The 12,806-nt window shown below is 69.1% G+C and carries 16 protein-coding genes; 6 read left to right on the forward strand and 10 right to left on the reverse strand.

Going from position 1 to position 12,806, the window contains the following annotated elements; genetic code table 11:
- Nucleotides 1–12: 12 nt before the first annotated feature.
- Both AC1M14_RS06080 and AC1M14_RS06085 read left to right on the forward strand, forming a co-directional pair.
- Nucleotides 13–351, forward strand: a complete 339-nt coding sequence (locus tag AC1M14_RS06080; protein WP_102773668.1) for a hypothetical protein — start codon at nt 13–15, stop codon at nt 349–351.
- A 5-nt stretch (nt 352–356) separates the two neighbouring features.
- Complete coding sequence (locus tag AC1M14_RS06085) at nt 357–1,223, forward strand: peptidoglycan DD-metalloendopeptidase family protein (RefSeq protein ID WP_479731210.1); 867 nt, start codon at nt 357–359, stop codon at nt 1,221–1,223.
- Nucleotides 1,224–1,236: 13 nt separating this feature from the next.
- On the opposite strand, the gene AC1M14_RS06090 is transcribed toward AC1M14_RS06085, so the two are convergent.
- The 5 genes from AC1M14_RS06090 to AC1M14_RS06110 form a co-directional block, all read right to left on the reverse strand.
- Entirely contained in the window at nt 1,237–1,524 is a 288-nt protein-coding gene (locus AC1M14_RS06090; RefSeq protein WP_102773666.1) for a hypothetical protein, read from the reverse strand.
- 157 nt (nt 1,525–1,681) lie between these two features.
- On the reverse strand, nt 1,682–1,951 hold the full coding sequence (gene infA / locus AC1M14_RS06095; protein ID WP_102773665.1) for a translation initiation factor IF-1: 270 nt from the start codon (nt 1,949–1,951) through the stop codon (nt 1,682–1,684).
- A 504-nt stretch (nt 1,952–2,455) separates the two neighbouring features.
- Nucleotides 2,456–2,995 (reverse strand): SRPBCC family protein, encoded by a 540-nt coding sequence (locus tag AC1M14_RS06100; RefSeq protein ID WP_479731211.1) that lies wholly within the window; start codon nt 2,993–2,995, stop codon nt 2,456–2,458.
- Nucleotides 2,988–3,353: an ArsR/SmtB family transcription factor gene (locus tag AC1M14_RS06105; protein WP_111825649.1), complete on the reverse strand. Its 366-nt coding sequence runs from the start codon at nt 3,351–3,353 to the stop codon at nt 2,988–2,990. Before AC1M14_RS06105 ends, AC1M14_RS06100 begins: the two co-directional genes overlap by 8 nt.
- Before the next feature lie 53 nt (nt 3,354–3,406).
- The gene (locus tag AC1M14_RS06110; RefSeq protein WP_102773662.1) at nt 3,407–3,838 is read right to left on the reverse strand and encodes a GFA family protein; all 432 of its coding nucleotides are present in this window, start codon (nt 3,836–3,838) and stop codon (nt 3,407–3,409) included.
- A 199-nt stretch (nt 3,839–4,037) separates the two neighbouring features.
- Here AC1M14_RS06110 and phnC point away from each other — a divergent pair, with 199 nt between their 5' ends.
- From phnC to phnE, 3 genes are all read left to right on the forward strand, one after another.
- Complete coding sequence (phnC, locus tag AC1M14_RS06115; protein ID WP_102773661.1) at nt 4,038–4,859, forward strand: phosphonate ABC transporter ATP-binding protein; 822 nt, start codon at nt 4,038–4,040, stop codon at nt 4,857–4,859.
- A 53-nt stretch (nt 4,860–4,912) separates the two neighbouring features.
- Complete coding sequence (gene phnD / locus AC1M14_RS06120) at nt 4,913–5,893, forward strand: phosphonate ABC transporter substrate-binding protein (RefSeq protein ID WP_479731212.1); 981 nt, start codon at nt 4,913–4,915, stop codon at nt 5,891–5,893.
- A gap of 84 nt (nt 5,894–5,977) precedes the next feature.
- Complete coding sequence (gene phnE / locus AC1M14_RS06125; protein ID WP_102773659.1) at nt 5,978–6,772, forward strand: phosphonate ABC transporter, permease protein PhnE; 795 nt, start codon at nt 5,978–5,980, stop codon at nt 6,770–6,772.
- Nucleotides 6,773–6,797: 25 nt separating this feature from the next.
- Here phnE and AC1M14_RS06130 read toward each other — a convergent pair whose 3' ends face one another.
- The 3 genes from AC1M14_RS06130 to AC1M14_RS06140 are packed head-to-tail and all read right to left on the reverse strand — an operon-like array spanning nt 6,798 to nt 10,154.
- Nucleotides 6,798–7,292: a GAF domain-containing protein gene (locus AC1M14_RS06130; protein ID WP_102773658.1), complete on the reverse strand. Its 495-nt coding sequence runs from the start codon at nt 7,290–7,292 to the stop codon at nt 6,798–6,800.
- Nucleotides 7,289–8,263, reverse strand: a complete 975-nt coding sequence (locus tag AC1M14_RS06135; RefSeq protein WP_209165817.1) for a tripartite tricarboxylate transporter substrate binding protein — start codon at nt 8,261–8,263, stop codon at nt 7,289–7,291. Before AC1M14_RS06135 ends, AC1M14_RS06130 begins: the two co-directional genes overlap by 4 nt.
- A 55-nt stretch (nt 8,264–8,318) precedes the next feature.
- Nucleotides 8,319–10,154, reverse strand: a complete 1,836-nt coding sequence (locus AC1M14_RS06140) for a gamma-glutamyltransferase family protein (protein ID WP_479731213.1) — start codon at nt 10,152–10,154, stop codon at nt 8,319–8,321.
- A gap of 102 nt (nt 10,155–10,256) precedes the next feature.
- Between AC1M14_RS06140 and AC1M14_RS06145 the strand changes: the two genes are divergently transcribed.
- Nucleotides 10,257–11,198 carry a LysR family transcriptional regulator gene (locus AC1M14_RS06145; RefSeq protein WP_111825645.1) on the forward strand — a complete coding sequence of 314 codons (942 nt, stop codon included), beginning with the start codon at nt 10,257–10,259 and terminating at the stop codon, nt 11,196–11,198.
- A 284-nt stretch (nt 11,199–11,482) separates the two neighbouring features.
- Here the strand turns inward: AC1M14_RS06145 and phnN are convergent, their stop codons facing one another.
- Together phnN and AC1M14_RS06155 are read right to left on the reverse strand one after the other, a co-directional pair.
- Nucleotides 11,483–12,064, reverse strand: a complete 582-nt coding sequence (gene phnN / locus AC1M14_RS06150; protein ID WP_479731214.1) for a phosphonate metabolism protein/1,5-bisphosphokinase (PRPP-forming) PhnN — start codon at nt 12,062–12,064, stop codon at nt 11,483–11,485.
- The gene (locus AC1M14_RS06155; protein ID WP_479731215.1) at nt 12,061–12,804 is read right to left on the reverse strand and encodes a DUF1045 domain-containing protein; all 744 of its coding nucleotides are present in this window, start codon (nt 12,802–12,804) and stop codon (nt 12,061–12,063) included. The genes phnN and AC1M14_RS06155 overlap by 4 nt, the downstream gene beginning before the upstream one ends.
- Nucleotides 12,805–12,806: the final 2 nt, after the last annotated feature.

Here is a 12,806-nt window from a genome sequence, read left to right on the forward strand (position 1 = left end):
AGTTCCATTGCCATGAAGGTCCGTACCGTCCTGTCCCTTACCGCCCTGGCCGCCCTGACCGCCTGCGCCAACGTCAAAGACGTGCGCGAGCGCGACCCCGTGTTCTACGGTTCGACCCAGCGCACGGCGGAGGACTACACGAACTGCGTGGCCGAGGCCTGGAAGAACCTGGGCATCGAATTCGAGCGCAAGGCCGTGCGCAATGGCTTCGAGCTGGTCCAGCAGGACAGCTTCGGCGTCGAGGCGGTGCTGACCACCACCCACTGGCGCGGCAAGACCGAGGCCCGCCTGTCCACGCGCATCGCGCGGCGCGACCAGAGCATCATCGAGCCGGCGAACCTGTGCCTGTAAGCGCCATGTTCCGACGCCGCGACCTTCTGAAGCTGGGGCTGGCCGCGGCCGCCGCCGGCCTGGGCTGGCCCGCGCACGCCGTGCCGGCCGGCTATCTCACCCGCAAGCTCGACTTCCCGGTGCCCGGCGGCGTCGCCGTGCTGGGTCTGGGCGACGCCGATCAGGCCCCCGAAGTCACGTTCCAGGGGCGGCGCGTGCTTGTCGTGCGCGAGGAGGGCCGGCGCTGGATCGCCGTGGTCGGCATCGCGCTCAGCGTCAAGCCGGGCGAGCACCAGGTTTCCGTGTCCGACGCGCAGGGCCAGCGCACGCTGTCCTTCAAGGTCCGCACCAAGGAATACGCGGCCCAGCGCATCACGCTGAAGAACCAGCGCCAGGTCGAGCCCAACCCGGACGACCTCAAGCGCATCGAACGCGAACTGGCCGAGCAGAGCGCGGCCAATCGCGGCTACCGCGCCGGGGTCATGCCCAGCAACCTGCTGCTGGACCGCCCGGTCGATGGCGGCCGCCTGTCCAGCCCCTTCGGCCTGCGGCGTTTCTTCAACGGCCAGGAGCGCAATCCGCACTCGGGCCTGGATTTCGCCGTGCCGGCGGGCACGCCCATCAAGGCGCCGGCGGCCGGCGTGGTCGTGTTGGTGGGGGATTACTTCTTCAATGGCAAGACGGTGTTCCTGGACCACGGCCAGGGTTTCGTCAGCATGTTCTGCCACATGTCCGCCATCGACGTGAAGGTCGGCGACGAGCTGCCGCGCGGCGGGCTGGTGGGCAAGGTGGGATCGACGGGGCGGGCGACCGGCCCGCATCTGCACTGGAACGTCAGCCTGAACGACGCCCGCGTGGACCCCGCCATCTTCATCGGGGCGTTCAAGCCCTGAGCGGGCGCGCGCCTCAGGCGGGCGCGGCCTGCAGCGCGATCTGGCCGAGCACGTGCTGGTGCATGCGCTCGGCATACTCCATCTGCTGGCGCACGTGCAGCTGCTGGGCCTGTTGCTCGTCCAGGCAGTTGTCGAATTTGGTCTTGGCCTCGGCGTAGGTCAGGCCGGTGTTGCGCAGGCTGTTGATGAACGCCTCGCGCGACTGGTTCAGCAGGCGCAGGCCTTCCTCGCCCTTGGCGTATCGCCGGCGCGCCAGGGCAAGCTCGTCAGCGGCTGCCTGCAACTGTTCTTTCAGATCCATCTTGCGTCGTGCGCGTCCCGCCCCAGGTGGCGCCTGGCGGGATCGCCATTCTTTCAGGGTGCGGCGCTGCCCGCATTACGGCATGCCGGCGGGCCGGCTTAAGGCTGGCGCCGGAAAGGCCGGGGGCGGCTGGAAGCCGCCGGCCCTGGCATCCGGCTCAGCGGCGAAACTGCTGCGGGCGGCGCTGGGCCGTGGCGGGGGCGCGCTCGTCCTTGTGGCGGAAGTTGATGCGGCCCTTGGTCAGGTCGTACGGCGACATTTCCAGGGTGACGCGGTCGCCGGCCAGGATGCGGATGCGGTGCTTGCGGATGCGGCCGGAGGCGTAGGCGCCGACTTCGATGCCGTTGTCCAGCGTGACGCGATAGCGGCTATCGGGCAGCACTTCGTCAACGATGCCATCCAGTTCGATGAGTTCTTCTTTAGCCATTTTCTACTCCTATCAATACGCGCAGCCATGCCGGCGGCATGGCTCGCCGCGGGGCGGCAAGCGCGTTGGACTCAAATTAGCAGGTCCAGCGGTTTGAACGTAAAACGTCCGGGCAGGCGCGGTAGGGGCCACGGCATCCTGGCGGATGTCTGAAATGACGGATACTCGCGCCTGGTCAGGCGAGGTGCGCGCGATGCGCGGCTTGGTCGCGGCGCCGCGCCATGCGCGCGTTGCCGGAAGAAGCGGGTTGGAACGTTTGGTGCAGCGCCGGCAGGCACTGCACCCGGTGCGGCGGCGCCTCTGGCGGCGACGGGCTTGATCCTGAAGTGCCGGGCGCGTCCAGAAGGGGCCTCGCAATACTGCCCTGAGGCGTTACAGGTTCGCGACGCAGAATGACCGAAGCCCGGTTTTCGCGGAAAAATCACGGACTTATGTTACTGCAAAGCGCAATGATTAGCCAGTTTTTATCTGTTGCAGACCTGTGATAGTTGCGGCTGAACGACTTCAGGCCGCCGGGATGCGCTGCCGGTATTCCGCCTCGACCCGCCCGAGCACGGACCAGAAAGGTCCGGGTTCGCGCCCGGCGATCCGGGCCGACAGCACGCCCAGGTGCACGTGCCAGCCGCCGGCCACGTCCACCATGTCGCCGCGCGAGCCCAGCTTGCGGTGCGTCAGGACCAGGCGGGTGCCCTGGTCCTGCGGCGACAGCTCGAACGTGACCTCGGACGGATGGCCGGGCGAACCGCCCCAGGTGAAGGCCAGCAGCCGCGGCGGCTCGCAGCGGGTGATGACGCCCTGCGTGGTGACGCCGTCGGCATAGGGTTTGTAGGCTTCGGGCACGGGCTCGGCCACCGAGGACAGGTCCGCGTGCACGAAACGCAGCGTCACGCCGCCGCCTTCGCGCAGTTCCATGTCGCCGCTGGCCAGCCAGCGGCCGCGTTTCTCCGATTCGGTCAGGAATGCCCAGACCTCTTCGACGCTGGCCGGCAGGATGCGGATGAAGCGGATGGAGGTGGGGTCAAGGACGACGCCGTAATCACTCATGCTGATCTCCAGAAGGCTCGGCCGGGGCGCGGCTGGCGGCGATCGCGGCTTCCAGCGCGCCCAGCCTGCCCGACCAGAATCGTTCATAAAAGCGCAGCCACTGCATGGCCTCGGCCATGGGTCCGGGATCGAGGCTGCATACGTGCGTGCGGCCGCGGATGGAGCGCCGGACCAGGCCGGCGCGCTCCAGGGCCTGCACGTGTTTGGAGGCGCCCGCAAAACTCATGCTCAAGGGGGCGGCCAGTTCGCCGATGGTCAGATCGCCTTGCGCCAGGCTGCGCAGCATGTCGCGGCGCGTGGGGTCGGCCAGCGCGCGGAACACGGCATCCAGGGCGGGAGAGGAAGTTGATTCAACCATGCGGTTGAATATAACGCCGCCCAGCCCGGAGATTCAACTGTTTGGTTGAGCTTTTATGTAACCGCCTGCGGATCGGCTTCTTCGAACGAGCCGCAGCCCTCGGGGTACTGGGGCAGGTTGTCGGTGATGTCGAACCACGGCGCCTTGCTGGAGACGTGGCAGTGCGCGGCGGGCTTGACGCCCGGGTCGTCGTCCAGCGCACCCAGCGGCAGTCCGTAGAAATCGGGCCGCTGGTCGAAGCGGCTGAGCAGCGGCGTGCCGCAGGCTTCGCAGAAGCCGCGGTAGCTGCCCGGCGACGAGCAGTACCAGGTGACGTGGTTTTCGCCGCGCGTCCAGGCGAAGTCCGTGACCCGCACCGTGGCGCGGCTGCGGAAGGCCGCGCCGTGCGACTTGCGGCACATCGTGCAGTGGCAGTTGAGGACGTCGGTGAGCGGGCCGGTGATCTCGTACGCAATGCGGCCGCACAGGCAGGAACCCTTGATCATGATGAACGCCCGGCAGGTGGTGGGGATGTTTTGAATATACCCGCGGCGCGCGGCGCTGGCGCGCCTGCGTTTATGACGGAGATCTTTCAGGCCATTGCGGTGTCCCTAAATTCCGCCAAATCATTCGATCCCCAGGTCATCGTGCTGTCATGCCGCGAAAACAGAATGCGCCCATGAACCAATCAAGGGGAATTCGACCATGACTTACGCCATCGAAGTGCAAGGGCTGAGCAAGAGCTTCCACGCGGGCGCCAAGGCGCTCGACGGCGTGGACCTGCAAGTGGCCGACGGAGAAATGGTCGCCTTGCTGGGCGCCTCCGGCTCGGGCAAGTCCACGCTGCTGCGCCATCTGGCCGGCTTCGTCGCCGGCGACGCGGGCAGCGTGGCCGTCAACGGCCAGCCGATCCAGCAGGACGGCCGCCTCAGCCGCAACGTGCGCGGCGCGCGCGCCGGCATCGGCTTCGTGTTCCAGCAGTTCAACCTGGTGGGCCGCCTGCCCGTCATCACAAACGTCCTGACCGGCCTGCTGCCGCGCGTGCCGCTGTGGCGCAGCCTGACGCGCTGCTTCCTGCGCGCCGAAGTGCGCCAGGGCCTCGATGCGCTTGCCCAGGTTGGTATAGACGACTACGCATTTCAGCGCGCCTCCACGCTGTCCGGCGGCCAGCAGCAGCGCGCGGCCATCGCCCGCACGCTGGTGCAGAACGCCCGCGTCATCCTGGCCGACGAGCCCATCGCCTCGCTCGACCCGGAATCGTCGCGCCGCGTGATGGACACGCTGGCGCAGATCAACCGCAGCCGCAAGGTGGCGGTGGTGGTGTCGCTGCACCAGGTCGACGTGGCGCTGCGCTACTGCCCGCGCGTGGTCGCGCTGCGCCACGGCAAGGTGGTGTACGACGGCCCGTCGGCGGCGCTCACGCCCGCCATGCTGCGCGAACTCTACGGCGCCGAGCTGGGCGAACTGCTGCCCGAAAGCGCGACGCCCGCGCCCGCGGCCCTGACGCAACTGGCGCACGCCGCCTGATTCCCACCCCGATTCCCGGATTTCCACTCCCCCTTTCGACCCCGGAGCCCCCCATGCTACGCAGAACCTTCGTCACCCTGATCGCCGCCGCGGCACTGTCCACGCAAGTCCATGCCGAAGAGGCCAAGGCGCTGAACTTCGGCATCATCTCGACGGAGTCGTCGACCAACCTGAAGTCCGTGTGGCAGCCCGTCATCGACGACCTGAGCCGCGCCATCGGCGTGCCGGTCAAGCCGTTCTTCGCCTCCGACTACGCCGGCATCATCGAAGGCATGCGCTTCAACAAGGTGCAGATCGCCTGGTACGGCAACAAGTCCGCGATCGAGGCCGTGGACCGCGCCCAGGGCGAGGTATTCGCCTCGGTCATCGACAAGGACGGCAATCCCGGCTACTGGTCGGTGCTGATCGTCAACAAGGACAGCGACCTGAAGACGCTGGACGACGTGCTCAAGCGCGGCGCCAAGCTGAGCTACGGCGCGGGCGACCCCAACTCCACCTCGGGCACCGCCGTGCCGGGCTACTACCTGTGGGCCGCCAACAAGATCGAACCCAAGACCTTCTTCAAGTCGGTGCGCGCCAGCAACCACGAAACCAATCTGCTGTCGGTCATCAACAAGCAGGTCGACGTGGCGGTCAACAACACCGAGTCGCTGGAGCGCTACCGCCTGAACACCGGCAAGGACGCCAGCGAAAGCGTGCGCGTGCTGTGGAAGTCGCCGCTGATCCCGGCCGACCCGCTGGTCATGCGCAGCGACCTGCCGGCCGACATGAAGACCAAGATCCGCGACTTCTTCGTCAACTACGGCAAGGGCAAGGACGCCGAGCGCGAAATGGCCAACCTGAAGGCGCTGACCTACAAGGGCTTCCGCGCCTCCGACAACCAGCAGCTGGTGCCCATCCGCCAGATCGAACTGGCGCGCCAGAAGGCCCGGGTCGAAGGCGACACCACGCTGGGCCAGGCCGAAAAGCAGAAGCAGCTGGCCGAGCTCGACAAGAAGCTGGCCAGCCTGGGCCAGCCCGCCGCACAGCAGTAAGCGCAACCGCCGGCCGCCGGCCCGTCATCCGACGCGGCCGGCGTACGCGCAGCCGAACATTTCTTTTGCCAGCCGCTCATCCCCATGAATCTCGCCACGCATACCTCCCGCCTTCCCGCCGCGCCGCGCTCGTCGCTGCCGGTTCTTCTCGTCTGGGCCATCGTGCTGGCGCTGCTCGTCATGTCGTGGCGGGGCGCGGACATGCGGCCCCTGGACCTGCTGCGCGATTCGGGCAACATGGCTCAGTTCGCGGCCGACTTCTTCCCGCCCAATTTCCGCGACTGGCGCATGTACCTCGACGAGATGATCGTGACGGTGCAGATCGCGGTATGGGGCACGTTCCTCGCCATCGTGGTGGCGGTGCCGCTGGGCCTGCTGTGCTCGTCGAACATGGTGCCGGCCTGGGTCTACCAGCCGATGCGCCGCCTGATGGACGCCTGCCGCGCCATCAACGAAATGGTGTTCGCCATGCTGTTCATCGTGGCCGTGGGCCTGGGGCCGTTCGCCGGCGTGCTGGCGCTGTGGGTGCACACCACGGGCGTGCTGGCCAAGCTGTTCTCCGAAGCCGTCGAGGCGATCGATCCGCGCCCGGTCGAAGGGGTGCGCGCCACCGGCGCCAACGCGCTGGAGGAGGTCGTCTACGGCGTGATCCCGCAGGTGCTGCCGCTGTGGATCTCGTATTCGCTGTACCGCTTCGAGTCCAACGTGCGCTCGGCGTCCGTCGTGGGCATCGTGGGCGCCGGCGGCATCGGCACCGTGCTGTGGGAAATCATCCGCAGCTTCCGCTACGCGGAAACCTGCGCGGTCATGATCATCATCGTCGGCTTCGTGGTGGTGATCGATATGGTGTCCGCGCGCATCCGCGCCGCGCTGATCTGAGCGCGGCGCGCGCCGGCGCCGACCATCAGGGCCGGCCGGGCGCCTGCAGGGCCGGCAAGGCCAGCAGGCCGGCCAGCCGCGCGGCGTGGACGTCGGCGTCCGACACGCGCGGACGCGGCATCAGGAAATTCACCGTGCCCAGGCAGGCCTGCCCATACACCACCGGCACGTTGATGACCGATTGCAGGCCCAGTTCGCGGATGGCGCCGTGGTCGTCGAAGAACTCGCGGATGGCGTCCTCGCCTTCGCCGACGAAGACGCGGCGCTCGTGCAGCACGTGCCGGCCCCATGCGGTGCCGGCCTTGTCCTTGCTGCCGCCGGGCGGATAGGCCTGCGGATTCGAGCTGTACAGGCGCACCACGCGGATCGCGTCGGCGTCGTATCGGTTCACCGTGCACAAGGTGTGCGCCAGCGTGGCGTGCGCATAGGCGTCGATGGCGCGCAGGGCGGCCGTGGCGTCGGCGGCGGCATAGGCCAGTTCGATGGCCTGCACCGCGGCCAGGGTCGGGGCGGCGTTCATTCTGCGGTGATTCCCAGCTCTTTGATGAGCTTGCCGTACTTGTCGGCGTCGCGCGCCAGGATCTGGCCGAACTGCTCGGGCGTGGTCTCGGTCAGCAGCACGCCCATGTCGGCCATCTTCTTGACCACTTCCGGGCGCTTGAGGATCAGGTTGATCTCGCGGTTGAGCCGGGCCGTGAGTTCCGGCGGCATGCCGGCCGGGCCGAAGGCCCCGTACCAGACCGCCAGTTCATAGCCGGGCAGCGTTTCGGCCACCGTGGGCACGTCGGGCAGCAGCGGCGAGCGCGTTTCCTCGGTCACCGCCAGCAGCTTGAGCTTGCCGTTCTGCACGTGCGGCAGGGTCTGCGTGCCGGCGCTGAACAGCACCTGGGTGCGTCCAGCCACGGTGTCCAGCACCGCGGGCGCGCCGCCGCGATAGGGGATGTGGGTCATCTTCACGCCGGCGGCCTTCTCGAACAGCACCGCGCTCAGGTGGTTGGTGGAGCCCTGGCCCGCCGAGGCGTAGGTCACGGTGTCCGGATGCGCCTTCAGGTAGGCGATGAATTCCTTCACGTTCGTCGCCGGCACCGACGGATTCACCACCATGGTGTTGGTGACCAGCGCGAGTTCGGCGATGGGCGTGAAGTCCTTGACGCCGTCGAACGGCATGTTGGCGTAGAGCGCCTGGTTCATCGTGTGCGTGCTCATGGAGCCCACCAGCAGCGTGTAGCCGTCGGGCTTGGCGCGGGCCACGAAGGCGGTGCCGATGTTGCCCGAGGCGCCCGAGCGGTTCTCGACGATGACGGACTGGCCGAGCGATTGCGTCAGCCCTTCGGACAGCATGCGCGCCAGGATGTCGGTGGAGCCGCCGGCGGCCCACGGCACGATCAGCGTGATGGGCTTTTCCGGCCAGGCGGCGTGGGCGGCGGCCGGCGCGGCCAGCGCCAGGCCCAGCGCGCAGGCGCGCAATAGTTTCTTGAATCGCAGTGTCATGGTTAATACCCCTTGTGCAAAGGCCGGTCTGTGCGCCGGCTGGAAAGAAACAGGTTCAGCGTCCGGCGGCGTAGCCCTGCATGCCGCGCGGATTGGCGCCGGCGCGCAGCAGCAGTCCGCCGCCGGGGGCGGGTTCGCGGGTGCAGGCGCTGATGCGTCCTTCCGACCAGTCCGGGCCGACCTTGACCTCGTGGCCGGCGGCGCGCAGCGCGTCCAGCGTGGCCGCGGGCATGCGCGACTCCACCGTCAGCCGATTGAGCGTCAGCGTGCGCGGCCAGAAAGAGCCGGGAAAATGGTCGATGTGCCAGGACGGCGCGTCGATGGCCTCCTGCAGATTCATGCCCATGGCATGGCGCAGGAAGAAGGCCACCGTCCATTGGTCCTGCTGGTCGCCGCCGGGCGTGCCGAAGGCCATATAGGGCTGGCCGTCGCGCAGCGCCAGGCCCGGCGACAGCGTGGTGCAGGGGCGCTTGCCGGGCTGCAGCTGGCCGGGCACGCCATCGTCCAGCCAGGTCATTTGCAGGCGCGTGGTCAGCGGAAAGCCCAGGCCCGGCACGACCGGGCTGGACGACAGCCAGCCGCCCGACGGCGTGGCGGCCACCATATTGCCGTCGCGGTCGATGACGTCGATCTGGCAGGTGTCGCCCACGAACAGTTCGCGCGCGGCCCACTCGGACACGGGCGGCAGCGCCGCGAAGGTCGGTTCGCCCACGCCGAAGCGGGTGTCGGAGGCCGCCAGCGTGCGCGCGGCCGCCTCCAGATCCGGCAGGCGCGGCGCGCGTGCACCGGGGCTGCCCGGCTGGAATGCGCGCGAGGCCTGCGCGCCGATGACGGCGGCGCGGGTCCGCGCGTAGTCGTCGCTCAGCAGATCGGCCAGCGGCACCTGCGCGAAATCGGGATCGCCGTACCAGGCGCAGCGGTCGGCGAAGGCCAGCTTGGCCGCCTCGGCCACGCGATGCACGAATTCCGGCGACTGCGGGTCCAGGCCTTCCATGCCCAGGTGGCGCAGCATGGCCAGCTGTTGCAGATGCACGGGGCCTTGCGACCAGACGCCGCATTTGGCCACGGTGTAGCGGCCGTAGTCCACGGTCAGCGGCTCGTCGTAAGTGGCGCGCCAGTCGGCCAGGTCGGACTTGCGCAGCAGGCCGCGATTGCGCTGGCCGGTCGTGTCGCGCACCGGTTCGCCGCTGTAGAAGGCGTCGATCGCGTCGGCGACGAAGCCGCGATACCAGGCGTCCAGCGCCGCGTCGATGCGCCCGCGCCGGTCGGCGCCGGCGGCATGCGCATGGTCCAGGATACGGGTATAGGTGGCCGCGATCGCGGGCGTGCGGAACAGGGTGTCGGGCGCGGGCACCCGGCCGTCGGGCAGCCAGACCTCGCGCGAGCTGGTCCATTCGTCGCGAAACAGCGCCTGCACCGCCAGGATGGCCTGGGAGATGCGCGGCACCAGCGGAAAGCCGTTGCGCGCGTAGTCGATGGCCGGGCGCAGCACCTCGGCCAGCTCCCAGGTGCCGTAGTCGCGCAGCAGCGTCAGCCACGCGCCGAACGCGCCGGGCACCGTGGCCGGCAGCAGCCCGATGCCGGGCACCAGGTCCAGGCCCAATCCGCGGAAATGGGCGGGCGTGGCCAGGGCCGGCGCCGGTCCCTGGCCGCACAGCGCGCGCATGCGCCGCTCGCGTTCGCTCCAGAGCAGGATGGGCACCTCGCCGCCCGGCCCGTTCAGGTGCGGTTCGACGATCTGCAAGGTGAAGCCGCCGGCCGCCGCCGCGTCATAGGCGTTGCCGCCGCGCTCCAGCACGCCCATCGCGACTTGCGTGGCGAGCCAGTGGGTGGACGAGACCACGCCGAACGTGCCGCGGATTTCGGGGCGGGTCGTGAAGGAGGCGTTCATGGGCGGTTCCTGGCGGGAAGATGTCCGCAGTATAGGATCATGAAATAACTGGATTTACCTTTGTTGGCATAATTGAATAACCAACTGGTTATAGGAAAAATCGTGAACTGGGACGCGGCCCGTCTGGCCAACCGCCTCAAGCACCGCCATCTGGTGCTGCTGCTCGACATCGCCAGGCACGGCTCGCTGACGCGGGTCGCGGCGGCGGCGGGCGTCAGCCAGCCGGCGGTCACCAAGGCGCTGGCCGAACTCGAAGACATCTTCGGCGCGCGGCTGTTCATGCGCACCGGGCGAGGCCTGCAGCCCACCGCGCTGGGCAGCCTGGCCCTGGTGCGCGCGCGCCACATGCTCAGCGACCTGGACCTGTGGGCGCGCGAAGTGGAAGCCCTGCACGCGGGCCGCTCGGCGCATCTGCAGGTCGGCGTCGTGCCGTACGTATCGAGCGCGCTGCTGACCCAGGCCATCGGCCTGCTGCACCAGCGCCACGGCGTGACGCTCAGCCTGCACCGCGCGACCACCGATCATCTGGTCCCGATGCTGCGCCAGCACGAACTCGACTGCATCATCGGCCGCGCCACCTCGTCGGTGGCGCAGGACGACCTGATACACCGCGCGCTCTACCGCCAGCGTCCGCGCCTGATCGCGCACGGCCGGCTGGCCCAACGGCTGGCGCGGCGCCGGCCGGACTGGGCGGCGGTGGCGGCGCTGGACTGGGTGCTGCCTGCGGCCAATACGCCGACGCGGCAACTCATCGTGGAGCACTTCATCCGCGCGGAGCTGAGCCCGCCCAGCCCGGTGCTGGAAGCCTATTCGACCGACGTGATCGAAGGCCTGCTGGCCATGAACGAAACCTTCGTCTCGGTCGTGCCCGAGGACATCGCGCGCGAGCTGTGCCAGCGCGGCAAGCTGGGAATGGTGCCCTGGGACTTCGGCTGGGAGCTGCCGCCGATCAACCTGATCCGGCGCAAGCGCCAGCAGCCGCTGGCGGCCGAAACGTATTTTTCCGATATCTTGCTGGATCTTTGTGGCGAGATGGCGGGCTGAACCGGGGGGGCGATGGGTTCCGCGCGTTGGGCGGTTGATTCCTTGTGTCGGATGTCTCGCGCTGCACCCATCCTACGGCGGTCGCGCATCGTACGACAGTCGGGCATGGTACGGCGGTCGGGCATCGTACGACGGTCGCGCATCGTGCGACGGTCGGGCATCGTACGGTGGTTGAGAATCACACGGCGATAGGGAATCGTAGGATGGGTGCAGCGCGAGATTCCTTATGCAAGAATCCATACATCAAGCGCGCGAAACCCATCGGGCGGCAACCGCCGCCATCCCTACGCAGCCAGTTTGCCGCGCGCAATATCCAGCAATTCAGCGGCCGCCGATTCCGGCGCGGCGTCGTTGTTGACCCGCAGCAGCCGGCAGCGCGGCGGCACCGTGTATGCCTGGGTGGCGCGCGCCAGCCGCTGCGCGATCTGCTGGGCGTTTTCGCGGCCGCGGCCGGCCAGCCTGCGGGCCAGGAGCGCCGGGTCCACCGTGACCTCCACCGCGGTCAGCGTCGGATAGCGCGCATGGGCCTGCGGCAGGTGCGCGCGCGAGCCATTGATGATGACGGCCGCGCCGCAGGCCAGCCAGGCGTCGATCTCCACGCCGATGCCGTAATGCAGGCCGTGGCTGCTCCAGCGCAGCGCGAAGCAGCCCAGCGCCGCGCGGCGGCCGAATTCGTCTTCGGTGAGGCTGAGCGAGTCTTCGCTGTCGCCGCTTTCGCGGGTGATGTAGCGGTGCGCCACCAGCACCGGCTCGTCGCCGCGCAGGTGCGTGCGCAGCAGGCGCAGCAGCGTGTCCTTGCCGCTGCCCGAGGCGCCCATCAGGTAGATCAGGCGCGTGCCGTCGGCCGGGGCGTAGGAGACGTTCATTGCGCGGCCGGGCCTTGCAGATACGCCGCGCCGGCGGCGTCGGTGCAGCTGCCGTCGAAACCGTAGTGCCTGGCCGCGACGAAGTCGGCGCCGGGCTCGGGCTGCACATAGACGCTGACGCCCGGCACCGGCATGGCCTGGCCGCGCAGCGGATCGGCGAAGGCCGCGATGCCGGCCCGCGCCCGCGCCAGCGCGTCGCCGTCGAGCTTGCCGGTCAGCGTGATGTGGAAGGTATAGGTATCGAACACATAGGGGTAGCCCCAGCGCGCCAGCATGGCCTGCTGCGCGGGCGTGAGCGATTGCGGCTGGCGCCTGGCGGTCTCCTCGGGCGTGGGCGGGGCGCGCAGCGGGTCCAGGTCGCGCACGGCCGCGTCGGCCAGTTCCTGGATGCGGGCCCGGCCCGGCGCATCGGCGTCGGCGATGCGCCAGGCCAGGAAACCGCGCAGCGGTTCGCAGTCCAGCTGCAGCGAGAACGGGCTGCGGCCGTCGGCCAGCCGGCGGGCGGCGGCGTCGACCTCGTGAGGGCTGGCGCCGGAGCGCAGGCGGAAGGGCGGCTTCAGCGTGGCGTGCAGGCCGTAGTGGCGCGGGGCCTCGGTCCATGCGCGCGGAAAATCGGCCTGCCCGGGCAGCGCGGCCAGCGCCTTGCCGGTGTCGGCGCAGCGGCCCAGCCAGCGGCTGCCGTATTCGCGCCAGGGGCCGGTGGGAGCCAGGTACAGGGCGTAGCGATGGGCCTGCGGCATGG

Source organism: Achromobacter sp. SX5, assembly GCF_056711425.1.

What these genes read in the sequence shown, in the direction of transcription:
- AC1M14_RS06080 (WP_102773668.1), top strand. Translation starts at nt 13, where the DNA reads ATGAAGGTCCGTACCGTCCTGTCCCTTACCGCCCTGGCCGCCCTGACC.
- AC1M14_RS06085 (WP_479731210.1), top strand. Translation starts at nt 357, where the DNA reads ATGTTCCGACGCCGCGACCTTCTGAAGCTGGGGCTGGCCGCGGCCGCC.
- AC1M14_RS06090 (WP_102773666.1), bottom strand. Translation starts at nt 1,524, where the DNA reads ATGGATCTGAAAGAACAGTTGCAGGCAGCCGCTGACGAGCTTGCCCTG.
- infA (WP_102773665.1), bottom strand. Translation starts at nt 1,951, where the DNA reads ATGGCTAAAGAAGAACTCATCGAACTGGATGGCATCGTTGACGAAGTG.
- AC1M14_RS06100 (WP_479731211.1), bottom strand. Translation starts at nt 2,995, where the DNA reads ATGAGTGATTACGGCGTCGTCCTTGACCCCACCTCCATCCGCTTCATC.
- AC1M14_RS06105 (WP_111825649.1), bottom strand. Translation starts at nt 3,353, where the DNA reads ATGGTTGAATCAACTTCCTCTCCCGCCCTGGATGCCGTGTTCCGCGCG.
- AC1M14_RS06110 (WP_102773662.1), bottom strand. Translation starts at nt 3,838, where the DNA reads ATGATCAAGGGTTCCTGCCTGTGCGGCCGCATTGCGTACGAGATCACC.
- phnC (WP_102773661.1), top strand. Translation starts at nt 4,038, where the DNA reads ATGACTTACGCCATCGAAGTGCAAGGGCTGAGCAAGAGCTTCCACGCG.
- phnD (WP_479731212.1), top strand. Translation starts at nt 4,913, where the DNA reads ATGCTACGCAGAACCTTCGTCACCCTGATCGCCGCCGCGGCACTGTCC.
- phnE (WP_102773659.1), top strand. Translation starts at nt 5,978, where the DNA reads ATGAATCTCGCCACGCATACCTCCCGCCTTCCCGCCGCGCCGCGCTCG.
- AC1M14_RS06130 (WP_102773658.1), bottom strand. Translation starts at nt 7,292, where the DNA reads ATGAACGCCGCCCCGACCCTGGCCGCGGTGCAGGCCATCGAACTGGCC.
- AC1M14_RS06135 (WP_209165817.1), bottom strand. Translation starts at nt 8,263, where the DNA reads ATGACACTGCGATTCAAGAAACTATTGCGCGCCTGCGCGCTGGGCCTG.
- AC1M14_RS06140 (WP_479731213.1), bottom strand. Translation starts at nt 10,154, where the DNA reads ATGAACGCCTCCTTCACGACCCGCCCCGAAATCCGCGGCACGTTCGGC.
- phnN (WP_479731214.1), bottom strand. Translation starts at nt 12,064, where the DNA reads ATGAACGTCTCCTACGCCCCGGCCGACGGCACGCGCCTGATCTACCTG.
- AC1M14_RS06155 (WP_479731215.1), bottom strand. Translation starts at nt 12,804, where the DNA reads ATGCCGCAGGCCCATCGCTACGCCCTGTACCTGGCTCCCACCGGCCCC.